Annotated in this window: 20 protein-coding genes; 13 read left to right on the top strand and 7 right to left on the bottom strand. The window is 57.0% G+C overall.

Going from position 1 to position 21309, the window contains the following annotated elements; genetic code table 11:
- Nucleotides 1-24: 24 nt before the first annotated feature.
- From rluB to arfB, 3 genes are all read left to right on the top strand, one after another.
- On the top strand, nt 25-1434 hold the full coding sequence (gene rluB, locus RGU44_RS02110) for a 23S rRNA pseudouridine(2605) synthase RluB (protein WP_322180226.1): 1410 nt from the start codon (nt 25-27) through the stop codon (nt 1432-1434).
- Nucleotides 1435-1704: 270 nt separating this feature from the next.
- A complete protein-coding gene (locus RGU44_RS02115) occupies nt 1705-3114 on the top strand; it encodes an amino acid permease (protein ID WP_322180224.1) in 1410 nt (469 codons plus the stop codon).
- 7 nt (nt 3115-3121) lie between these two features.
- On the top strand, nt 3122-3589 hold the full coding sequence (gene arfB / locus RGU44_RS02120) for an alternative ribosome rescue aminoacyl-tRNA hydrolase ArfB (RefSeq protein WP_322215399.1): 468 nt from the start codon (nt 3122-3124) through the stop codon (nt 3587-3589).
- Here the strand turns inward: arfB and RGU44_RS02125 are convergent.
- The 6 genes from RGU44_RS02125 to phhA form a co-directional block, all read right to left on the bottom strand.
- Complete coding sequence (locus RGU44_RS02125; RefSeq protein ID WP_322180220.1) at nt 3586-4794, bottom strand: MFS transporter; 1209 nt, start codon at nt 4792-4794, stop codon at nt 3586-3588. The genes arfB and RGU44_RS02125 overlap by 4 nt on opposite strands.
- A gap of 149 nt (nt 4795-4943) precedes the next feature.
- Nucleotides 4944-5132, bottom strand: a complete 189-nt coding sequence (locus RGU44_RS02130) for a hypothetical protein (RefSeq protein WP_322215401.1) — start codon at nt 5130-5132, stop codon at nt 4944-4946.
- Between the two features lie 146 nt (nt 5133-5278).
- A complete protein-coding gene (locus RGU44_RS02135; RefSeq protein ID WP_322180217.1) occupies nt 5279-5536 on the bottom strand; it encodes a hypothetical protein in 258 nt (85 codons plus the stop codon).
- A gap of 105 nt (nt 5537-5641) precedes the next feature.
- Complete coding sequence (locus tag RGU44_RS02140) at nt 5642-6832, bottom strand: amino acid aminotransferase (protein WP_322215403.1); 1191 nt, start codon at nt 6830-6832, stop codon at nt 5642-5644.
- A complete protein-coding gene (locus RGU44_RS02145) occupies nt 6832-7188 on the bottom strand; it encodes a 4a-hydroxytetrahydrobiopterin dehydratase (protein ID WP_219064522.1) in 357 nt (118 codons plus the stop codon). Before RGU44_RS02145 ends, RGU44_RS02140 begins: the two co-directional genes overlap by 1 nt.
- Nucleotides 7189-7202: 14 nt before the next feature.
- The gene (gene phhA, locus RGU44_RS02150) at nt 7203-7994 is read right to left on the bottom strand and encodes a phenylalanine 4-monooxygenase (RefSeq protein WP_322180211.1); all 792 of its coding nucleotides are present in this window, start codon (nt 7992-7994) and stop codon (nt 7203-7205) included.
- Nucleotides 7995-8261: 267 nt separating this feature from the next.
- Here phhA and RGU44_RS02155 point away from each other — a divergent pair, with 267 nt between their 5' ends.
- Nucleotides 8262-9812 (top strand): sigma-54-dependent transcriptional regulator, encoded by a 1551-nt coding sequence (locus RGU44_RS02155; RefSeq protein WP_322215405.1) that lies wholly within the window; start codon nt 8262-8264, stop codon nt 9810-9812.
- 236 nt (nt 9813-10048) lie between these two features.
- On the opposite strand, the gene RGU44_RS02160 is transcribed toward RGU44_RS02155, so the two are convergent.
- Nucleotides 10049-10315, bottom strand: coding sequence for a DUF2790 domain-containing protein (locus RGU44_RS02160; protein ID WP_322180207.1), 267 nt, complete (start codon nt 10313-10315; stop codon nt 10049-10051).
- 407 nt (nt 10316-10722) lie between these two features.
- Between RGU44_RS02160 and acs the strand changes: the two genes are divergently transcribed.
- The 9 genes from acs (at nt 10723) to aruF (ending at nt 21253) form a co-directional block, all read left to right on the top strand.
- A complete protein-coding gene (gene acs / locus RGU44_RS02165; RefSeq protein ID WP_322180205.1) occupies nt 10723-12678 on the top strand; it encodes an acetate--CoA ligase in 1956 nt (651 codons plus the stop codon).
- Between the two features lie 620 nt (nt 12679-13298).
- Complete coding sequence (locus RGU44_RS02170) at nt 13299-14075, top strand: ABC transporter substrate-binding protein (protein ID WP_322180203.1); 777 nt, start codon at nt 13299-13301, stop codon at nt 14073-14075.
- A gap of 96 nt (nt 14076-14171) precedes the next feature.
- Nucleotides 14172-14861, top strand: coding sequence for an ABC transporter permease (locus tag RGU44_RS02175; protein WP_322180201.1), 690 nt, complete (start codon nt 14172-14174; stop codon nt 14859-14861).
- On the top strand, nt 14858-15556 hold the full coding sequence (locus tag RGU44_RS02180) for an ABC transporter permease (RefSeq protein WP_322180199.1): 699 nt from the start codon (nt 14858-14860) through the stop codon (nt 15554-15556). Before RGU44_RS02175 ends, RGU44_RS02180 begins: the two co-directional genes overlap by 4 nt.
- A 3-nt stretch (nt 15557-15559) precedes the next feature.
- Nucleotides 15560-16672: a succinylglutamate desuccinylase/aspartoacylase family protein gene (locus RGU44_RS02185; RefSeq protein WP_322215407.1), complete on the top strand. Its 1113-nt coding sequence runs from the start codon at nt 15560-15562 to the stop codon at nt 16670-16672.
- 26 nt (nt 16673-16698) lie between these two features.
- Entirely contained in the window at nt 16699-17463 is a 765-nt protein-coding gene (locus RGU44_RS02190) for an ABC transporter ATP-binding protein (RefSeq protein ID WP_322180194.1), read from the top strand.
- Nucleotides 17464-17603: 140 nt separating this feature from the next.
- On the top strand, nt 17604-18584 hold the full coding sequence (argR, locus tag RGU44_RS02195; RefSeq protein WP_322180192.1) for a transcriptional regulator ArgR: 981 nt from the start codon (nt 17604-17606) through the stop codon (nt 18582-18584).
- Between the two features lie 279 nt (nt 18585-18863).
- Nucleotides 18864-20084 (top strand): aspartate aminotransferase family protein, encoded by a 1221-nt coding sequence (locus RGU44_RS02200; protein WP_322180190.1) that lies wholly within the window; start codon nt 18864-18866, stop codon nt 20082-20084.
- 152 nt (nt 20085-20236) lie between these two features.
- Nucleotides 20237-21253 (top strand): arginine/ornithine succinyltransferase subunit alpha, encoded by a 1017-nt coding sequence (gene aruF / locus RGU44_RS02205; RefSeq protein ID WP_322180187.1) that lies wholly within the window; start codon nt 20237-20239, stop codon nt 21251-21253.
- Nucleotides 21254-21309 lie beyond the last annotated feature (56 nt).

Below are 21309 nucleotides of genomic sequence, written 5' to 3' on the forward strand. Positions count from 1 at the left end.
ATCGACACACCGGGAGGTGCCCAGATGAGTGTACAAGACAAGCAAGACAGCCAGGAAATCGGTCCTGCAGGCGAAAAACTGCAAAAGGTTCTGGCGCGCATTGGCGTAGGTTCTCGCCGTGACGTAGAAGCCTGGATCAGCCAAGGCCGAATCAAGGTCAATGGCAAAGACGCGACCCTTGGTCAGCGCGTAGATTTGCACGATGCCATCGCCATCGACGGTCGCGTGATCAAGCGCGAAGAAACCGCCGAATCGGTACGCCGCGTCATTCTCTACAACAAACCAGACGGTGAAATCTGCACCCGTGACGACCCAGAAGGTCGTCCGACCGTGTTTGATCGCCTGCCGCGCCCTAAAGAAGGCCGCTGGGTCAACATTGGTCGTCTGGACATCAATACCACCGGCTTGCTGATGTTCACCACTGATGGTGAGTTGGCCAACCGCTTGATGCACCCGTCGTTTGAAATGGACCGCGAATACGCTGTTCGTGTGCGTGGCGAAGTCGATGACGACATGCTGCTGCGTCTGAAAACCGGCGTGGTGCTGGAAGACGGTCCCGCACGCTTCACCGATATCAAGCAAGCGCCAGGCGGTGAAGGTTTCAACCACTGGTATCACTGCGTGGTGATGGAAGGTCGTAACCGCGAAGTGCGTCGCCTGTGGGAATCCCAAGGGCTGGTGGTCAGCCGCTTGAAGCGCGTGCGTTACGGACCAGTGTTCCTCAACTCCGACCTGCCGATGGGCCGCTGGCGCGAAATGAGCCAGTACGAAGTCGACGTTCTCAGCGCCGAAGTCGGCCTGACGCCTGTGGCTCAGCCGCAGATGAACGCCAAGGTCAAAGACAAAATGGAACGTTTGCAGCGTCAATCGTCCCGCCCACTGGGCAAAGGCGAGCGCGTACGTACGTTGCGTCCGGCCAACCCGGCTCCGGCAGGCGAGCGTCCAGCCCGTCAACCACAGGTGACTGGCAGCGAACGTGATCGTCCGCGTGCGGATTCTACGGGTCGCGATCAGCGTCCTGCAGGGCCGCGTTCGGATTCGTCGAGCCGTGGTCCACGTCCTGCTACCGGGCGTACCGACTCTGCTAACCGTCCGTTGCGTGGCCGTAGCGAAGGTGCTGATCGCCCAGCGCGCAAGCCGCGTGAAGACGGTGACAGTGCTCCGCGTACTCCGCGCAGCGATTCTGTCGAGCGTTCTCCTCGTGCACCGCGTGGCGATTCGCCACGCACTCCGCGCCCTGCTGCCGGTCGTTCCGACAGCCGTGGCACGCCAGTGGCCGAGCGTCCTAGTGATGTGAGCAAGCGTCCGGGCAAGCCTAAACAGCAACGCCCTGGCATTGTTCTGGTGGACAATGGCAAGCCTTCGGGCAAGCGCAATGGTCCGCCGGCAGGCTCTGGTCAGCGTCCTGGCTTTGGTCGTCGCAAGCCGCAGTAATCGCGTGCGGTGAATAAAAAAAGCCAATCGAAAGATTGGCTTTTTTTTGTTTGATGATTGTCGCTTACCCTCGATAGCTGACCGACCGAGTAGCTTTCCAGTAAGCCTGGGTCACTTCGGCGGTGTACACTACCTCGCGTTTTTTCTGTGATTCAACGGCGTAACTGCGCATCCAACACATTCAGGGCTATCCGCCTTGTTGCACTCCGCTGCGTCATGAGCGCGGTGGATTCGGTTCCGTCACAGACAATAACAATCAGGTGACTATCAATGAGTGAACAAAACTCACATTCGGGCGAGCTGAAGCGCGGCCTTAAAAACCGCCATATCCAGTTGATCGCGCTGGGCGGCGCTATCGGCACAGGCTTGTTCCTCGGCTCGGCAGGCGTACTCAAATCGGCCGGTCCGTCGATGATTCTCGGTTACGCAATCTGCGGTTTCATCGCCTTTATGATCATGCGCCAGCTTGGCGAAATGATCGTCGAAGAGCCAGTGGCCGGTTCCTTCAGCCATTTTGCTCACAAGTACTGGGGTGGCTTTGCGGGCTTCCTCTCCGGCTGGAACTGCTGGGTGCTTTATATTTTGGTCGGCATGTCGGAGCTGACGGCGGTCGGCAAGTACGTGCATTACTGGTGGCCAGAGATTCCGACCTGGGCCTCGGCCGCCGTGTTCTTTGTGATGATCAACGCGGTCAACCTGGCCAACGTCAAGGTGTTCGGGGAAGCCGAGTTCTGGTTCGCCATCATCAAGGTCGTGGCCATTGTCGGCATGATCGCCCTCGGCAGCTACCTGTTGGTCAGCGGCAACGGCGGCCCGCAAGCAGCAGTGAGTAACCTGTGGGAACACGGTGGCTTCTTCCCCAATGGGGTCAAAGGTCTGGTGATGGCATTGGCGATCATCATGTTTTCTTTTGGTGGTCTGGAAATGCTCGGTTTCACCGCAGCAGAAGCCGACCAACCGAAAACCGTGATCCCCAAGGCAATCAATCAAGTAATCTACCGGATCCTGATTTTCTACATCGGCGCTTTGGTCGTACTGCTTTCGTTGACCCCGTGGGACAGCCTGCTTGCGAGCCTCAATGCATCCGGCGATGCCTACAGCGGCAGCCCGTTCGTGCAAGTGTTCTCGATGCTGGGCAGCAACACGGCGGCTCACATCCTCAACTTCGTGGTGTTGACCGCCGCCTTGTCGGTCTATAACAGTGGCACCTATTGCAACAGCCGGATGTTGTTAGGCATGGCGGAGCAGGGCGACGCACCTAAAGCGTTGGCGCAGGTCGATAAGCGTGGTGTGCCGGTTCGGGCGATTGCGGTGTCGGCGTTGGTGACCTTCGTTGCAGTGGTGCTCAACTATCTGGTCCCGCAAAATGCGCTGGAACTGCTGATGTCGCTGGTGGTGGCCACGCTTGTGATCAACTGGGCGATGATCAGTTACTCTCACCTGAAGTTCCGCCAACACATGATAAGTACGCACCAGACGCCGCTGTTCAAGGCGTTGTGGTATCCGTACGGCAATTACCTGTGCCTGGCTTTCGTGGTGTTCATCCTCGGCATCATGTTGTTGATTCCAGGCATTCAGGTGTCGGTTTACGCAATACCGGTCTGGTTGCTGGTGATGTGGGTTTGTTACAACGTCAAAAACAAGCGCAGTGATGCGGCTAGCCTGAAGGTGTTGACGTAGTGCTTCTATGCTGGTGATTTCCAACGCGGTGCATCTGCCTGATGCCGAAATCGAGTTGACTGCTATCCGCGCTCAAGGCGCGGGTGGGCAGAACGTCAACAAGGTGTCGAGCGCAGTGCACTTGCGTTTCGATATCAATGCATCGTCGTTGCCGCCGTTTTATAAGGAGCGGTTGCTGGCGTTGCGCGACAGCCGTATCACCGGCGACGGCGTGATCGTCATCAAGGCCCAGCAATACCGCACTCAGGAGCAGAACCGTGCCGACGCACTGGAACGCCTGAGCGAGTTGATCATCAATGCGGCCAAGGTCGAAAAAAACGGCGTCCAACCAAGCCCACCCTGGGCTCGAAAAAGCGTCGTCTTGAAAGCAAAAGCCAGCGTGGCGGCATCAAGGCCGGGCGCGGCAAGGTGGATTTCTAGGCAGGACCGCATCACGCCCTTCGCGAAGGCGATCTCCTCAGCAGCAAAAATCTAAACCGTGTAATCCCGCATCGGCTTCGCCTGTCGGTACAGGTAGACACTGAGCAGCAGGCCGGTCATGGCCGCCAGCGCGGCAAACAGAAAGATCGAAGCAAAGCCAAAGCCAGCGGCAATCGCTCCAGCAACGGGGCCGGTAATACCCAGTGAGAGGTCGATGAACAGTGAGTACGCGCCCACCGCCGCCCCTCGGCTAGAGGCCGGTACCAGATTCACAGCCTCGACACCCAGCGCCGGGAACACCAGCGAGAAGCCAAAACCGGTGAGTGCGGCCCCGGCCAGCGCCAATGTTGGTGTGGGCGCGAGCCACAGCAACAGCAGGCCAATGCTTTCCACCGACAGGCAGGCAATTGCCACCCGAAAGCCACCCAGGCGGTTGATCAAGTTACCGAACAGTAACCGTGCGCCGATGAAGCAAGCGCCGAACAGGCTCAGGCATAGCACTGCGTTCGGCCAGCTATGGCTTGCGTAATAGAGGGTGATGAAGGTGGCGATGGTGCCAAAACCAATCGAACCGAGCGCCAGCCCCGTGCCGTGAGGCAGCACTCGGCCCAGTACATGCAGAAAGGGCATGCGCTCGCCATGAACAATGGGTGCGGCTTGCTTGGGCCACGCCAGCGCGAAACCGATACCGGCGAGCAGGATGATACTCACGCCCATGCTCCATAAGCCGAGCTGCTGGACCAGCAGCACGCCCATGGGGGCGCCTATCGCAAGCGCGCCATAACTGGCGATGCCGTTCCAGGAAATGACTTTGGCGGTGTTTTGCGCACCGACCCGGCCGATGCCCCAGCCAATCGAGCCTGAGCCCACCAGACTTTCCGCGCTGCCTAACACCAGTCGACCGATCAGCAGGCTGATCAGGCTGAGTATCGGCATGCTTTGCAGCCAGGCCGAGAGCAGCATGAACACGCCGCTGAAACCACATCCCGCCAAGCCGTAAAGCACGGCTTTTTTGCTGCCAAGGTTGTCGATGATGCGGCTTGCATAGGGGCGACTAAGCAGCGTGGCCAGGTATTGCACGCTGATCACCAGGCCCGCGGCCACGGCGCCAAACCCTAAATCACTGTGCACGTAGCCGGGGAGGACAGCGAGGGGAATGCCGATATTCAGATAACCGATAAACGTGAACAGGACGATAGAAACGACCTGCAGCGTAACGGCCATAGGTCGTTGTGAGGCAGCAGACGGGGTGTCTTGCATGGGTAAAATCCACGGTTGCGACAGCGTTGAAAATGCTCAAGGTGTAGCGGAAAAATCGTTTCAGCTTGAGGCGCGCTGAAGGCTGCTTATGATAGCGGCGGTTGAGGCGATGCAGGGGAGGGAGAAGGGAAAATGTTGAAATAACGTGCTTATAACGCGGTGTCACTGGCGGGTGCGAGCAATTGCGAAGCGACCAAGGCTGCCAGCGCATTTTCCTGGGTGCCGAAACGCTTGAGCAGCGCCGCCTTTTTTTCGGCGTTGAGGCGACTCCAGATGTCGATCATCTTCTCAGTGGTGCCCATTACGACGCTGGCGTGGGTGTCGGTGAGGTCGGTCATGGCAGGTTCCACTGTTGTTTAAGGCTGTTTTGCTTGGGCGTGGTCTTGTTTGGGGACGCTATCTGCAGCGGGTGTGGCAGGTATAACAGGCCGTATGAAACCAGGTAAAGAACACGGGTTTGGTATACGGCCTGGAAAAGTCGCCGTCAGTGTCTGTGTTTGACGTTGCGGCTGTCTTCAGTTTTGGCAGGGCTGGCCTTCAACTCGGTTTTTTTGTTTGGCTCTTGGTGCGCTGAGGGGATCTGCTCAGGTTTTGGCAGGCTTGGGAAAGGAAAGTTCGGGATTTCATGCATCGTCGTCGCTCCGCGCAAGATCTGATTGAAGGTTGCTGGAAAGATCAGTGCTTTTAAAAAGCTTGGGCAGGATACAGCACTGGAAATGACAAACAGGTTTTTTATGACCACCTTTTGTCACTTAAAGACACACGGCACGATGAGTGGCGAACCATAACGGCACAACGCAGTCGCGCCCCTATAGGGCGCGATGTTTGACGCGGCAAGTGATCGGTTTTAGCAAACGGCAGCGATGGCTTGGGCCAGTAGATCCAGGCGCGAGGCATCAATCCCCGCGATATTGGCGCGCCCGGCACTGACCAGATAGACGCTGTGTTCATGGCGTAATCGCGCAACCTGATCATCATTCAGGCCGGTGTAGGAGAACATGCCGCGTTGCACGCCGATATGGGCGAAACGCTCTCCCAGGCCCAGTGGGGTCAACGCTTCGACCAAGCCTGCGCGCAGTTGCGCAATACGTCCGCGCATCTCTTCCACTTCATCGGCCCACAGGCTCTTCAGCTCGGGATCGCCGAGGATTTCGGCAACGATGGCTGCGCCATGATCTGGCGGGTTCGACCACAGGTTTCGCGCAATTGAAGAAAGCTGACTGCGTACATCCAGCAGTTTGTCCGCAGTACTGGCACACACCAGCAGGGCGCCAGTACGTTCGCGGTACAGGCCGAAGTTTTTCGAGCAGGAGCTGGTGATCAGTAACTCGGGCAAAGCCTCCGCGAACAGACGCACTGCCCAGGCATCTTGCTCCAGACTGTCGCCAAAACCCTGGTACGCGAAATCTATCAATGGCAGCAGATCGCGACTGCGCACGATGTCCAGCACCTGCCGCCAATCGTCGTGGGACAGATCGAAGCCGGTGGGGTTGTGGCAGCAGGCATGCAGCAGCACGACGTCACCACGTGGCACCTGATTCAAGGTGGCGAGCATCCCCTCGACGTTAAGGCGATTATCGCTGCCCACGTACGGGTAATGACTGACCATAAGCCCGGCTTTGGCGAAGATGGTTTCATGGATTGGCCAGGTCGGGTCGCTCAGCCAGATACCGCGCCCGGGCAAGCAGTCAGCGATAAAGTCAGCACACAGACGCAGGGCGCCGGTACCGCCTGGCGTCTGGGTCGCGCCGACGCGCTTGCTTTCCAGTAACGGCGAATCCTTGCCCAGCACCAACTCGCTGATCAGCGCGCCAAAGCGAGGCTCGCCATGACCGCCGATGTAGGTTTTGGTGGTTTGGGTGTCCAGCAAGCGCTGCTCGGCCAGCTTGACCGAGCGCAGGATCGGGGTCAGGCCCAATGCATCTTTATAGACGCCGACGCCAAGGTCGAATTTGTTCGGGTTCGGATCAGCCGCGTAAGCGTCGATCAATCCGAGAATCGGGTCACCGGGCACTCGCTGGATGTCGTTGAAATGCATTACTTGCGGCCCTCGGCGCTTTTGGCCACTTCGTCAGTACGCGCGGCCATAATAAAATCGTTACGGTGCAGCCCTTTGATCGAGTGGCTCCACCAGGTCACGGTCACTTTGCCCCATTCGGTGAGCAAGCCAGGGTGATGACCCTCGGCTTCGGCAATTTCGCCGACAGCGTTGGTGAACGCAAGCGCGAACTTGAAATTCTTGAACAGGAAGACTTTTTCCAGCTGCATCACGCTGTCGCGTACTTCGATGTTCCAGTCCGGGATCTGCTTGATCAGAATCGGCAATTCTTCATCGCTGACGTGTGGGGCATCGGCGCGGCAGGCTACGCAATGGGCTTGGTTAAGAGTGCTCATAAATGGGTTCCTGATCAGGCAGCTTTGGGTTTGGGTGGGAACTTCGGTGCGTGCAGACCTAGCTGCATGCCTTGCTGGACCATGCCCATGATGTCTTCGTGGGCCAGGTCGAACAGTCGTTTCAGGTTTGGCAGGACAAAATACAAGGGCTGAAGGATATCGATCCGATACGGGGTGCGCATTGCATCCAGTGGATCGAACGCCTGATGTTCCGGCGCGGACGACAGGCTGTAAACCGTTTCTTTGGGTGAAGACAGAATGCCGCCACCATAGATTCGACGGCCTTGCGGCGTGTCGACCAGGCCGAACTCGATGGTCATCCAGTACAGGCGCGCAAGGTAGACGCGCTGTTCTTTGGTAGCACTCAGGCCGAGCTTGCCATAGGTGTGGGTGAACTCGGCGAACCACGGGTTGGTCAGCAGCGGACAGTGACCGAAAATCTCGTGAAAAATGTCCGGCTCTTGCAGATAGTCCAGTTCCGCTTCGCTGCGAATGAACGTTGCCACCGGGAACTGTCTATTGGCCAACAATTCGAAGAAGGTCTGGAACGGAATCAGGGCCGGGACGCGAGTGACTTGCCAGCCCGTGGCCGTGCCGAGGACTTTATTGATTTCACCCAATTGCGGGATGCGATCAAGGGGCAGTCCGAGTTGTTCGATCCCTTCAAGGTACTCCTGACAGGCGCGGCCTTCGATCACCTTCAGTTGTCGAGTGATCAGGGTATTCCACACCATATGCTCGGCAGGTGGGTAGTCGATAAAGCCTTTCGCGTCGGGCTCGCGAGCGACGTAATGCGTTTGCGTCATGTTGCTCTCCTGAGGGCAATTCGTTGTTGTTATAAGGAGCTGTTATGGCTCTAGAGATAACGCAAACGATTCGTCCTGACAGCAGGTGGAATAGGGTATGCCTTAAAGAATAGACTGCTTTTCGTAACGATAAGTTTACGAAATCGCAGCTGCGCCGTAATCCTTGCGTCGGAATGATGTGATTTGCACGCTTGCTGTCAGATAATCGTTACGGATAATTTAGGCACACTGAAAAATATCAGCCCGACAGACAGGATTGAACCGTTCATGCGTATCAAAGTGCACTGTCAAAACCGCATCGGCATCCTTCGCGACATCCTTAATCTGTTGGTCGAGTACGGGGTCAACGTGGCGCGTGGTGAAGTGGGCGGCGAGCATGGCAACGCGATTTATCTGCATTGCCCAAACCTGATCAATCTGCAATTTCAGGCGATGCGTCCCAAGTTCGAGGCAATTGGCGGTGTGTTTGGAGTGAAGCGCGTCGGGTTGATGCCCAGCGAACGTCGGCACATGGAGCTTAATGCACTGCTGGGCGCGCTGGAGTTCCCCGTGTTGTCTATCGACATGCGCGGCTCCATCGTCGCGGCTAACCGCGCGGCGGCGCAGCTGCTGGGTGTGCGGGTCGATGAAGTGCCGGGTATTGCATTGTCGCGCTACGCCGAAGATTTCGATTTGCCGGCACTGGTTCGCACCAACAAATCACGAATCAACGGGCTGCGGGTCAAGGTCAAGGGTGATGTGTTTCTTGCCGATATCGCGCCGTTGCAATCGGAGCACGATGACAGCGAAGCCATGGCCGGTGCAGTGTTGACCCTGCACCGCGCAGATCGGGTCGGCGAGCGGATTTACCAGGTGCGCAAACAAGAACTGCGCGGCTTCGACAGTATTTTTCAGAGTTCCAGGGTCATGGCCGCTGTTGTCCGCGAGGCTCGACGCATGGCCCCCCTGGACGCTCCGTTGCTGATTGAAGGCGAAACGGGGACGGGTAAAGAGTTGTTGGCGCGGGCCTGCCACCTCGCCAGTCCGCGTGGGCAATCGCCGTTGATGGCGCTCAATTGCGCTGGACTCCCGGAATCCATGGCCGAAACCGAGCTGTTTGGTTATGGCCCCGGCGCATTTGAAGGTGCGCGGGCCGAAGGCAAGCTGGGGTTGCTGGAGCTGACCGCAGGCGGCACGCTGTTCCTTGATGGTGTCGGCGAGATGAGTTCACGCCTGCAGGTCAAGCTGCTGCGCTTCCTGCAAAATGGCTGCTTCCGCCGGGTCGGCAGCGATGAAGAGGTTTACTTGGATGTGCGGGTGATGTGTGCGACGCAGGTTGATCTGTCTGAATTGTGCGCCAGAGGTGAGTTTCGCCAAGATCTTTACCATCGGCTCAACGTGCTATCGCTGCACATCCCGCCGCTTCGCGAATGTCTGGACGGTTTACCCCTGCTGGTTGACTACTTTCTTGATCAGGCAAGCCGGCAGATTGGCTGTCCTTTGCCCAAACTGGCGCCCGCCGCCATGGAGCGTTTGAGCCATTACCGTTGGCCCGGTAATGTGCGGCAGCTGGAAAACGTCCTGTTTCAGGCAGTTTCTCTGTGCGAAGACGGTATCGTCCGCGCCGAACATATACGACTTCCGGACTACGGTATGCGCCAGCCATTGGGGGATTTTTCGTTGGAAGGGGGGCTGGATGAAATCGTCGGGCGTTTCGAAAAAGCGGTGTTGGAACGCCTCCATTCGGAATACCCAAGTAGCCGGCAGCTGGGTAAGCGTTTAGGTGTATCGCACACGACCATCGCCAACAAGTTGCGTGAATATCACGTGGATAAATAAACATGAACAGGGCAAGCGTGAAACGCTATAAAACCTGGTGCCTATTTAGTAATAAGAGCATTAGTCACTGTACGAATAAACTTACCGTGCATGTCGGTGGGAAACGTTAATGGTACGCCTCAAAAAATGTCTATCAGACGTCGATTGAATAAACGGGCATTCTAAATGCAGTCAACGCCACATTGGATTGCTCCAAGAGGCGTTGACGTGGTAGCTGAGGGCAGTGTGCAGATGAATCAACCATCAATACAACCGTTACCCATGACGCGATACTCAAGCACGTGCTCTACACCTTTCGAGTCTTCGTACGTCATACGCGCGGGAACGACCTCGCAGACGTTCGGGATGTCGCTCATCGAAACGACTTTGGCGATGTCCAGATGAGTGGCGTACGTGTATTCCTCCACGGGAGACGTCGAGTTGACTGCCACGGCGGTTGTTTCGGCCGCCATCACAGCAACGCTAAAACTACTCAGGGCCATGACCATCAATGCAACTTTCATTTCTAATGTCCTTATTGCTGTCGTGAGGGAGTGCCTGGCTCTTATGGAGCCAGGCGTGTCACTAAGTTTACACGTTGATTAACATGCCGTTGTGGGGGCTGTTACGTGTTAATCGTTTGCCGGTTGGCGAGATAAATTATAGGCCTGTCGGGTGGGTTCATATATGAAGTGTTTTGATAAAGACTATTGATGAAACCTGTAACAATCGAGGCACGAAAAATGACGGCATCCATCATCGGTGGCGCGACAGATCGTCGCGGAGAGGCGTGGCATATCATCGCAGGAGAGTAGGGGTCTATAGTAGTAGGCTTGCTTGCGACCGGTAAGACCATCGTCGAATGGCCTGAATGGGGCAGGGAAGATACAACGGGATCATAAAACAACAACTATCCACCGAGGTAACAACGATGAGTGCGGCTTCCGTCTATCCTGTGCGTCCAGAGGTTGCGGCTACAACGCTGACCGATGAGGCAACCTACAAGGCCATGTATCAGCAGTCGGTGGTCAATCCTGATGGCTTCTGGCGGGAGCAGGCCCAGCGCCTGGATTGGATTCAGCCTTTCACCACGGTCAAACAGACCTCCTTCGATGACCATCATGTCGATATTAAATGGTTCGCCGATGGTACGTTGAACGTTTCCTATAACTGTCTGGACCGCCATTTGGCCGAGCGCGGCGATCAGATCGCAATCATCTGGGAAGGCGACGATCCTTCCGAACACCGCAACATTACCTATCGCGAGCTGCACGAAGAAGTCTGCAAGTTCGCCAACGCATTGCGCGGCCAGGATGTGCACCGCGGCGATGTAGTCACTATTTATATGCCGATGATCCCCGAAGCTGTGGTCGCCATGTTGGCCTGTACCCGGATCGGCGCAATCCACTCAGTCGTGTTCGGTGGCTTCTCGCCCGAAGCGCTGGCCGGGCGGATCATTGATTGCAAATCGAAAGTCGTCATTACCGCAGACGAAGGTCTGCGTGGCGGCAAACGCACGGCGTTGAAAGCTAACGTCGACCTGGCGCTGACCAATCCGGAAACCGCCAGCGTGCAGAAGATTATTGTCTGCAAGCGCACGGGCGGCGACATCGCTTGGCACCAGCATCGCGACATTTGGTACGAAGACCTGATGAAGGTTGCGTCCAGCCATTGCGCGCCCAAAGAAATGGGTGCCGAAGAGGCGCTGTTCATTCTTTATACCTCGGGCTCCACCGGCAAACCCAAAGGCGTTCAGCACACTACGGGGGGATATCTGTTGTATGCCGCGCTGACCCATGAGCGTGTATTCGACTACAGGCCAGGTGAAGTTTATTGGTGCACCGCCGACGTGGGCTGGGTCACTGGGCACACTTATATTGTCTACGGCCCACTGGCCAATGGCGCGACCACGTTGTTGTTCGAAGGGGTGCCGAACTACCCGGACATTACGCGTGTGTCGAAGATCATCGACAAGCACAAGGTCAATATCCTCTACACCGCACCGACTGCCATTCGCGCCATGATGGCCGAAGGTCAGGCGGCAGTGAAAGACGCGGACGGTTCAAGCCTGCGCCTGCTCGGTTCGGTCGGTGAGCCGATTAACCCGGAAGCCTGGACGTGGTACTACAACACCGTCGGCAAGGGCCGCTGCCCGATTGTCGACACGTGGTGGCAGACCGAAACCGGTGGCACGTTGATGAGCCCGCTGCCAGGCGCGCACGCGCTCAAGCCGGGTTCGGCGGCACGACCATTCTTCGGCGTTGTGCCGGGGCTTGTGGATAATCTGGGTAACCTGATCGAAGGTGCGGCTGAAGGTAACCTGGTCATCTTAGACTCCTGGCCGGGTCAGGCGCGCACGTTGTACGGTGATCATGATCGTTTCGTCGATACGTACTTCAAGACTTTTCGTGGCATGTACTTTACGGGTGACGGCGCACGTCGTGACGAAGACGGCTACTACTGGATCACTGGGCGCGTGGATGATGTGCTCAATGTTTCCGGGCACCGCATGGGTACCGCTGAAATCGAAAGTGCGATGGTTGCCCACTCGAAAGTCGCCGAAGCCGCTGTGGTCGGCGTACCGCATGACCTTAAGGGGCAGGGTATTTATGTCTACGTCACCCTCAATGGCGGCGAAGAGCCAAGCGAAGCACTGCGCCTGGAGTTGAGAAACTGGGTGCGCAAGGAAATCGGTCCGATCGCTTCGCCGGATTTCATCCAGTTTGCGCCAGGGTTGCCCAAGACTCGTTCTGGCAAAATCATGCGCCGTATCTTGCGCAAGATTGCCACTGGGGAATACGACGGCTTGGGTGATATCTCTACCCTGGCTGATCCGAGTGTCGTGCAGCAGTTGATCAATGAGCACAAGACTATGAATGCCGCCTGATCCCAGGCTGAGAAACGCCCCGCCCGGTGTAAACCTGGCGGGGCGTTTTTGTGTGCGCTATTGGGTGCCCGAGCGCGTTGCGCAAAGCCATTCGAGAATACATTTGTTCCCACAAATCCAAACTCGGAAAGAGATATATATCGGCTTCACCACCGGTACCTCTTCTTTGTTACCGGCGCGCAGCCAGGTAACCAAATGTGTAACCGCCTGCTCTCTTTCGGGGCCGAGAGGAACGCCCCGCAGGATTCGGGTGCAATTTCCAGCACCCTGAAAACAAGTCGATACGCCAGACTTGCCGGAATAGAAGCCTTTGCCAATAATAGGCCCGCAATTTGCAATATAGATCGGTTCTATGTCTTTTGGCTTTGCATAATCTGCAAGGCCTGTCAATATTTCGGGTCTGCTTTCTCGGTGCTTCTATAACTAGTTGTCGCATTGAAGAAATATCGACTTCGGGCCTGTCGTTAAAATGCCAATCAATCGCTAAAGGCTTTTCGTGTGACTTTTCGTGTGAAAGGTCCGACACGACCGGCTCGGCGTCGCTATCCATGCTGACCCTTCGCATATTGGGCCATCGCTCACTCTGCCATTTGTCGCCCTAAACCGACGGAGTCCTAATAATGAAGAAACTCATGCTTCTCGGCGCCTTGGCGCTGTCCGTGTTGGCACAGCCGACGTTCGCTGATGAAAAACCATTCAAAATCGGTATCGAGGCTGCGTACCCTCCCTTTGCCTCCAAAGCCCCGGACGGCAGCATCGTTGGTTTCGATTACGACATCGGCAATGCCCTGTGTGAAGAAATGAAGGTCAAGTGCACGTGGGTCGAGCAGGAGTTCGATGGTCTGATCCCGGCGCTTAAAGTGCGCAAGATCGACGCCATCCTGTCCTCGATGTCCATCACTGAAGATCGCAAGAAGTCGGTTGATTTCACCAATAAGTACTACAACACGCCTGCACGTCTGGTCATGAAAGACGGCACCGTCATCAGCGCAAATCTCGCTGAGTTGAAAGGCAAGAAAATCGGCGTACAACGCGGTTCGATTCATGACCGTTTCGCCAAGGAAGTACTCGAGCCTCTGGGCGCCGAGATCAAGCCGTACGGCTCGCAGAATGAAATCTACCTGGACGTCGCCGCTGGCCGCCTTGATGGCACCCTGGCTGACGCGACCTTGCTGCAAGACGGTTTCCTCAATACCGACGCAGGCAAGGGGTATGCCTTTGCGGGCCCTGCGTTCACCGACACCAAATACTTCGGCGACGGCATCGGTATCGCTGTGCGTAAGGGCGACAAGGCTGATCTGGACAAGATCAACGCGGCCATCGCTGCGATTCGTGCCAACGGCAAGTACAAGCAGATTCAGGACAAATACTTCAATTTTGATATCTACGGCGAGTAAGTACATCGCGTAACACTCGCAATGGCGCTAGCAGCAGTGGCTCTGCACTTGTCTGGTTGGCGCCATTTTTCATTCTCATGCTTGAGGACCTGAATCATGTTGAAAGGCTACGGGGCTGTCATCCTCGATGGCGCATGGCTGACGCTGCAGCTCGCCTTGTCGTCTATGGCCCTGGCGATCGTCCTCGGTTTGATTGGCGTGGCATTGCGTTTGTCGCCGGTGCGCTGGCTGGCCTGGTTGGGTGACCTGTACTCCACGGTAATTCGCGGGATTCCGGACCTGGTCTTGATCCTGCTGATTTTCTATGGCGGCCAGGCTCTGCTCAACCGTATTGCACCGTTACTCGGTCATGACGACTACATTGACCTGAACCCGCTGCTGGCCGGTATCGGTACGCTGGGTTTCATCTTCGGTGCGTACCTGTCGGAGACCTTTCGGGGTGCGTTCATGGCTATATCCAAGGGCCAGGCTGAGGCGGGCATGGCGTACGGCATGAGCAGCTTCAAAGTGTTCTTCCGGATTCTGGTGCCACAGATGATTCGCCTGGCGATCCCCGGGTTTACCAATAACTGGCTGGTACTGACCAAGGCCACTGCGCTGATTTCCGTGGTCGGTCTGCAAGACATGATGTTCAAGGCCAAGCAGGCAGCAGATGCTACCCGCGAACCCTTTACTTTCTTCCTGGCAGTGGCGGCGATGTACCTGGTGATCACCAGCGTTTCGTTACTCGCCCTGCGTTATCTTGAGAAGCGCTACTCGGTAGGCGTAAGGGCGGCTGATCTATGATCTTCGACTACAACGTCATTTGGGAAAGCTTGCCGCTGTACTTCGGTGGTCTGCTGATCACCCTCAAGTTACTGGCCATTTCCCTGGTATTCGGTCTGCTCGTCGCTTTGCCGTTGGGCCTGATGCGCGTGTCGAAACAGCAGTGGGTCAACATGCCTGCCTGGCTGTACACCTACGTGATTCGCGGCACGCCGATGCTGGTACAACTGTTTTTGATCTACTACGGGCTGGCTCAGTTTCAGGCCGTGCGCGACAGTGTCTTCTGGCCATGGCTGTCCAGTGCGACGTTTTGCGCCTGCCTGGCTTTCGCGATCAATACCAGCGCCTACACCGCCGAAATCATTGCCGGCAGCTTAAGGTCGACACCGGCTGGCGAGATCGAAGCGGCCAAGGCCATGGGCATGTCGCGCTCGAAAATGTACCGGCGGATTCTGCTGCCCTCAGCTTTGCGCCGGGCGCTGCCGCAGTACAGCAATGAAGTGATCATGATGCTGCAGACCACCAGTCTGGCGTCCATCGTGACCTTGATTGACATCACTGGCGCGGCGCGTACGGTCAACGCTCAATACTACTTGCCGTTCGAGGCTTACATCACCGCCGGCGCGTTCTACCTGTGTCTGACCTTTATTCTCGTGCGACTGTTCAAGATGGCCGAACGTCGCTGGCTGGGCTACCTAGCCCCACGCAGGGCCTGAACCATGCAACGTATCGATCATTCATTGCCGTGGAGCAGCCTCGGCACCGAGCGTCAGTTGAGCGTGTTCCGATTCGGTAGCGGCGAGCGCAAGGCCTATATTCAGGCCAGCCTGCACGCCGATGAATTGCCGGGCATGCGCACAGCCTGGGAGCTGAAAAAACGCCTGATGCAACTCGAAGAGCAAGGGATGCTCAAGGGTGTCATCGAGTTGGTGCCAGTGGCCAATCCCATTGGCCTGGGGCAGTTGCTACAAGGTGCTCATCAAGGACGTTTCGAGTTTGGCAGCGGCAAGAATTTCAACCGTGATTTTCCCGAACTGGGCGCGTCGGTGGCCGAGCTGCTGAAAGGCCAGTTGGGCGATGATCCGCATGCCAATACCCGCCTGATCCGTCAGGCAATGACCTTCGTTCTGGACGCGTTACCGGCGCCGGGCAGCGAGTTGCAGGGGCTGCAGCGTTTACTCCTGAGCCATGCCTGTACCGCCGATGTGGTGCTGGACCTGCATTGCGACGCCGAAGCGGCGCTGCATATGTATGCCTTGCCGCAGCACTGGCCGCAGTGGCGGTCGCTGTCGGCGCACTTGAACGTGAGCGTCGCCTTGCTGGCGGAGGAGTCTGGCGGCAGCTCCTTTGATGAAGCGTGTTCGCTGCCATGGTTGCGTCTGTCACAGATTTTTCCTGAGGCGCAGATATTGTTGGCGTGTCTGGCCACGACCCTTGAATTGGGCGGGCAAGCCGACACCGGCAGGGATGAGGCTCAGGCACACGCCGAAGGCATTCTGGCGTTCCTTGCCGAGCAGGGTTTTATCGGCGGTGACTGGTCGCAACCTGCATACGAGGCGTGCGAAGGGATGCCGTTCGAAGGCACGTACCTGCACTTTGCGCCCCATCCCGGCGTAGTGACTTATTTGCGCCGCGCAGGCGTATGGGTTGACGTCGGCGAACCGTTGTTCGAAGTCATCGATCCCTTGTCCGATCGGGTCAGTACGGTGTGTGCCGGCACGTCCGGCGTGCTGTATGCAACTGAACGGCTACGTTACGCCCAACCTGGTTTCTGGCTGGCCAAAGTGGCAGGGCGTACACCGCTCCGCCACGGGCGCCTGCTCAGCGACTGACTGACTGTTTTGTGAGAACCGAAAGCATGAACAAACTGGAAGTCCAAGACCTGCATAAACGCTATGGCAGTCATGAAGTGCTCAAGGGTGTTTCCCTGACGGCCAAGGCTGGGGACGTGATCAGCATCATCGGCTCCAGTGGCTCGGGTAAAAGCACCTTTCTGCGCTGCATCAATCTGCTCGAACAGCCCCATGCAGGCAAAATCCTGCTGAACAACGAAGAGCTGAAGCTGGTGGCAAGCAAGGATGGCGCCCTGAAGGCCGCTGACCCCAAGCAGCTGCAGCGCATGCGTTCGCGCCTGTCGATGGTGTTCCAGCACTTCAATCTCTGGTCACACATGACGGCCCTGGAAAACATCATCGAAGCACCGATCCATGTGCTCGGCATGTCGAAAAAGGACGCGCTGGAAAAGGCTGAGCACTACCTGGCCAAGGTGGGTGTCTCGCACCGCAAGAACGCTTACCCAGGGCATATGTCCGGCGGGGAGCAGCAGCGTGTTGCGATTGCCCGTGCATTGGCGATGGAGCCGGAGGTCATGCTGTTCGATGAGCCGACTTCTGCGCTTGACCCGGAACTGGTAGGCGATGTACTCAAGGTGATGCAGGCGCTGGCACAGGAAGGCCGGACCATGGTGGTGGTTACCCATGAAATGGGCTTTGCTCGTGAAGTGTCGAACCAGTTGATCTTTTTGCACCAGGGTGTGGTGGAAGAGCAGGGCGATCCTCGTGAAGTATTGGTCAACCCGCAGTCTGAACGGCTTCAGCAATTCTTGTCCGGCAGTCTGAAATAATCTAAACGTTTTAACGATGCCTTACGCACCAAAACAGGTCATGATTCGGCCCTCTTGATTCATGACCTGGTTTCACCTTAATAAAGATCGAGCGCACTGATGCTCGACCCACAACCGCGAAACGTTTCGGACTGTACGCCATGATTGCCCATCGAATTGGTTTCCTGATTTGGCCCAGCACTAAAGCCATGACGCTGGCGCTGGCCGAGGAAGCCTTGCGTGTTGCACAGCGCGTCCATCCAGAAGTGCTTTACGAATTATTGTTCTTGCAAGCTGAGCCGCCGGTCGAAGGCGCCTGGCAATTGCCCGGCGAGCCTTGGGCCGGGCGTCTGGAAGGTTGTCAGAAGCTGTTTCTGCTGGCCGATGAGCCGCCGGCGCAAATGACGTCGGTGTTGAGCAGTGCGCTCAAACAATTGGTGCGTGCCGGGTGTGTGATCGGTGGTTTATCCGCCGGTGTTTATCCACTGGCCCAGCTCGGTCTGCTCGACGGTTATCGTGCTGCGGTGCACTGGCGTTGGCAGGATGATTTTGCCGAGCGTTTTCCGAAAGTGATCGCCACCAGTCATCTGTTCGACTGGGACCGTGATCGTCTGACCGCGTGTGGCGGTCTTTCGGTGCTTGATCTGCTGTTGGCGGTGCTGGCGCGTGATCATGGCGCCGAGCTGGCGGGCGCTGTGTCGGAAGAACTGGTGGTAGAGCGCATCCGTGAGGGTGGCGAGCGTCAGCGTATTCCGCTGCAAAACCGTTTGGGCTCCAGCCATCCGAAGCTGACTCAGGCTGTGCTGCTGATGGAAGCCAATATAGAAGAGCCGTTGACCACTGACGAGATAGCCCAACACGTGTGTGTTTCACGTCGGCAATTGGAGCGGATCTTCAAGCAGTACCTCAATCGTGTCCCAAGCCAGTATTACCTGGAGCTGCGCCTGAACAAGGCACGACAGATGCTGATGCAGACCAGTAAGTCGATCATCCAGATCGGCTTGTCCTGCGGTTTTTCATCAGGACCGCATTTTTCCAGCGCCTACCGCAACTTCTTCGGCGCCACCCCGCGCGAAGACCGCAACCAGCGCCGCAGCAGTAGCCCGTTCGAGTTGTCATCGGTGCCTTCCGAGCGCGGGTGATTTGTTGCTGATGGCCCCTTCGCGAATGAATTAGCTCCCACACGTTGCGTAGATATCCTGCGGGGATTCATTCGCGAAGGCGGCATGTCAGACACACCACTAAAACGTTTAAACTGCTTTTTTCCGACGCTATATGTCGCATTGCCGAAAGCCACGGAAAAACACGGTTTGGCGTTGTAACAAGTTGTCGCTTGGCGGCAAGGCCAGACCGAAATCAGTCCTTACAATCCTCCCATCGCTTGCCAGTTTCAGGCAGGCGTTCCTCTTCAGGAGACTCCGATGTCCGTTGAGCATGCTCAGGTGCAACGCACCGATTTCGACCAAGTGATGGTCCCTAACTACGCGCCTGCGGGTTTTATCCCTGTGCGCGGTGCGGGTTCCCGAGTATGGGATCAATCGGGCCGCGAACTGGTCGATTTTACCGGCGGGATCGCCGTGAATGTGCTTGGCCATGCCCACCCGGCGTTGGTCAGCGCCTTGACCGAGCAAGCCAATAAGCTGTGGCATGTCTCTAACGTATTCACCAACGAACCCGCTTTGCGTATGGCGAAGAAGCTGGTTGATGCCACGTTCGCTGATCGTGCGTTCTTCTGTAACTCGGGTGCCGAAGCCAACGAAGCGGCTTTCAAGCTGGCGCGCCGAGTAGCATTTGACCTGTACGGCACGGAAAAATACGAAATCATTGCCGCGATCAACAGCTTCCACGGTCGCACGTTGTTCACCGTGAACGTGGGCGGCCAGTCCAAGTATTCCGATGGCTTCGGTCCGAAAATTACGGGGATTACCCACGTTCCGTACAACGATCTGGATGCATTGAAAGCAGCCATTTCCGACAAGACCTGTGCCGTGGTACTGGAGCCGGTTCAGGGCGAAAGTGGCGTAATTCCTGCCGAATTGGCGTACCTGCAAGGCGCTCGCCAGCTGTGTGACGAACACAATGCACTGCTGGTGTTCGATGAAGTGCAGACCGGCATGGGCCGCACAGGTGAACTGTTCGCCTACATGCACTACGACGTGACCCCGGACATCCTCACCAGCGCCAAGAGCCTGGGCGGCGGTTTCCCGATTGCCGCGATGCTCACCACCGAAGCGCTGGCTAAGCACTTGACCGTCGGCACCCACGGCACCACCTATGGCGGCAACCCGCTGGCGTGTGCGGTGGCCGAAGCGGTGATCGATATCGTCAACACCCCGGAAACCCTGGCGGGCGTGAAAGCCAAGCGCGAACTGTTCAAGACCCGTCTTGAAGCCATCGGTGAGCAATACGGCGTATTCACTCAGGTGCGTGGCCTGGGTCTGCTGCTCGGTTGCGTCCTCAGCGATGCCTGGAAAGGCAAGGCCAAAGACTTCTTCAACGCCGCTGAAAAAGAAGGCGTGATGGTCCTGCAAGCCGGCCCCGATGTTGTCCGTTTCGCACCGAGTCTGGTGGTGACCGAAGCCGATATCGACGAAGGGCTGGACCGTTTCGAGCGTGCCATCGCCACCTTGACTCAGGCTTGATGAACGGTTGATACACAATGCTGTACCCCGGCGTTGGCCATAAAGGCCGGCACCGGGCTTCTTTCTCGTACTGGGTGGGCTTTTGTAGGCCACGCGGTAATTTTTTCTGCGCTGACTGATGTCGGCCTGTTTTTCTGGTAAGGAGTGACACCATGCTGGTGATGCGCCCCGCGCAAATGGCTGATCTGGGCGAAGTACAGCGTCTGGCTGCAGACAGCCCGATTGGTGTCACTTCCCTGCCGGATGATGCCGGTCGTTTGACTGACAAAATCGCGGCTTCGGAAGCATCGTTTGCTGCTGAAGTCAGCTTCAACGGCGAAGAGAGCTATTTCTTTGTCCTAGAAGACAGCGAAACCGGGCGGCTGGTCGGCTGTTCGGGGATCGTCGCTTCGGCGGGGTATTCCGAGCCTTTCTACAGTTTCCGAAATGAGACCTTCGTTCATGCGTCGCGTGAACTGAAGATCCATAACAAGATTCATGTGCTGTCGCAGTGTCACGACCTGACCGGCAACAGCCTGCTGACCAGTTTCTATGTGGTGCCTGAGTTGGTCGGTACAAACTGGTCGGAACTCAACTCTCGTGGACGACTGCTGTTTGTCGCCAGCCACCCGGAGCGTTTTGCCGATTCGGTGGTGACGGAAATCGTTGGCTACAGCGATGAACATGGCGACTCGCCATTCTGGGATGCCATCGGGCGCAACTTCTTTGACCTGAACTATGCCGAGGCCGAGCGCCTGTGCGGCCTGAAAAGCCGGACATTCCTCGCCGAACTGATGCCGCATTACCCCATCTACGTACCGCTGCTACCCGATGCCGCGCAAGAGGCCATGGGCCAGGTTCACCCGCGCGCACAGATTACTTTCGACATCCTGATGCGCGAAGGTTTCGAGACCGATCACTACATCGACATCTTCGACGGTGGCCCGACTTTGCATGCGCGAGTATCCGGCATTCGTTCGATTGCCCAGAGCCGAGTGGTGCCCGTGAAAATGGGTGAAATGGGCAAGGGTGGACGACTGTATCTGGTTGCCAATGGCCAGTTGCAGGACTACCGCGCCGTGCTCCTGGAACTCGATTGGGCGCCGGGAAAACCGGTGAACTTGAGTCTGGAAGCTGCCGAGGCCCTGGGCGTCGGCGAAGGTGCCAGCGTACGCATTGTTGCGGTTTAACAGATCCGGCCATTCAGTGTCTGGTTTGCAGGTTTAGCGAGATTCGCGGGCTCCCA

This window comes from Pseudomonas sp. 5C2 (genome assembly GCF_034314155.1).
Taxonomy (GTDB): domain Bacteria; phylum Pseudomonadota; class Gammaproteobacteria; order Pseudomonadales; family Pseudomonadaceae; genus Aquipseudomonas.

Bases quoted from the DNA above. Each gene is read 5' to 3' on its own strand.
- rluB (WP_322180226.1), top strand. From the start codon at position 25: ATGAGTGTACAAGACAAGCAAGACAGCCAGGAAATCGGTCCTGCAGGC.
- RGU44_RS02115 (WP_322180224.1), top strand. From the start codon at position 1,705: ATGAGTGAACAAAACTCACATTCGGGCGAGCTGAAGCGCGGCCTTAAA.
- arfB (WP_322215399.1), top strand. From the start codon at position 3,122: ATGCTGGTGATTTCCAACGCGGTGCATCTGCCTGATGCCGAAATCGAG.
- RGU44_RS02125 (WP_322180220.1), bottom strand. From the start codon at position 4,794: ATGCAAGACACCCCGTCTGCTGCCTCACAACGACCTATGGCCGTTACG.
- RGU44_RS02130 (WP_322215401.1), bottom strand. From the start codon at position 5,132: ATGACCGACCTCACCGACACCCACGCCAGCGTCGTAATGGGCACCACT.
- RGU44_RS02140 (WP_322215403.1), bottom strand. From the start codon at position 6,832: ATGCATTTCAACGACATCCAGCGAGTGCCCGGTGACCCGATTCTCGGA.
- RGU44_RS02145 (WP_219064522.1), bottom strand. From the start codon at position 7,188: ATGAGCACTCTTAACCAAGCCCATTGCGTAGCCTGCCGCGCCGATGCC.
- phhA (WP_322180211.1), bottom strand. From the start codon at position 7,994: ATGACGCAAACGCATTACGTCGCTCGCGAGCCCGACGCGAAAGGCTTT.
- RGU44_RS02155 (WP_322215405.1), top strand. From the start codon at position 8,262: ATGCGTATCAAAGTGCACTGTCAAAACCGCATCGGCATCCTTCGCGAC.
- RGU44_RS02160 (WP_322180207.1), bottom strand. From the start codon at position 10,315: ATGAAAGTTGCATTGATGGTCATGGCCCTGAGTAGTTTTAGCGTTGCT.
- acs (WP_322180205.1), top strand. From the start codon at position 10,723: ATGAGTGCGGCTTCCGTCTATCCTGTGCGTCCAGAGGTTGCGGCTACA.
- RGU44_RS02170 (WP_322180203.1), top strand. From the start codon at position 13,299: ATGAAGAAACTCATGCTTCTCGGCGCCTTGGCGCTGTCCGTGTTGGCA.
- RGU44_RS02175 (WP_322180201.1), top strand. From the start codon at position 14,172: ATGTTGAAAGGCTACGGGGCTGTCATCCTCGATGGCGCATGGCTGACG.
- RGU44_RS02180 (WP_322180199.1), top strand. From the start codon at position 14,858: ATGATCTTCGACTACAACGTCATTTGGGAAAGCTTGCCGCTGTACTTC.
- RGU44_RS02185 (WP_322215407.1), top strand. From the start codon at position 15,560: ATGCAACGTATCGATCATTCATTGCCGTGGAGCAGCCTCGGCACCGAG.
- RGU44_RS02190 (WP_322180194.1), top strand. From the start codon at position 16,699: ATGAACAAACTGGAAGTCCAAGACCTGCATAAACGCTATGGCAGTCAT.
- argR (WP_322180192.1), top strand. From the start codon at position 17,604: ATGATTGCCCATCGAATTGGTTTCCTGATTTGGCCCAGCACTAAAGCC.
- RGU44_RS02200 (WP_322180190.1), top strand. From the start codon at position 18,864: ATGTCCGTTGAGCATGCTCAGGTGCAACGCACCGATTTCGACCAAGTG.
- aruF (WP_322180187.1), top strand. From the start codon at position 20,237: ATGCTGGTGATGCGCCCCGCGCAAATGGCTGATCTGGGCGAAGTACAG.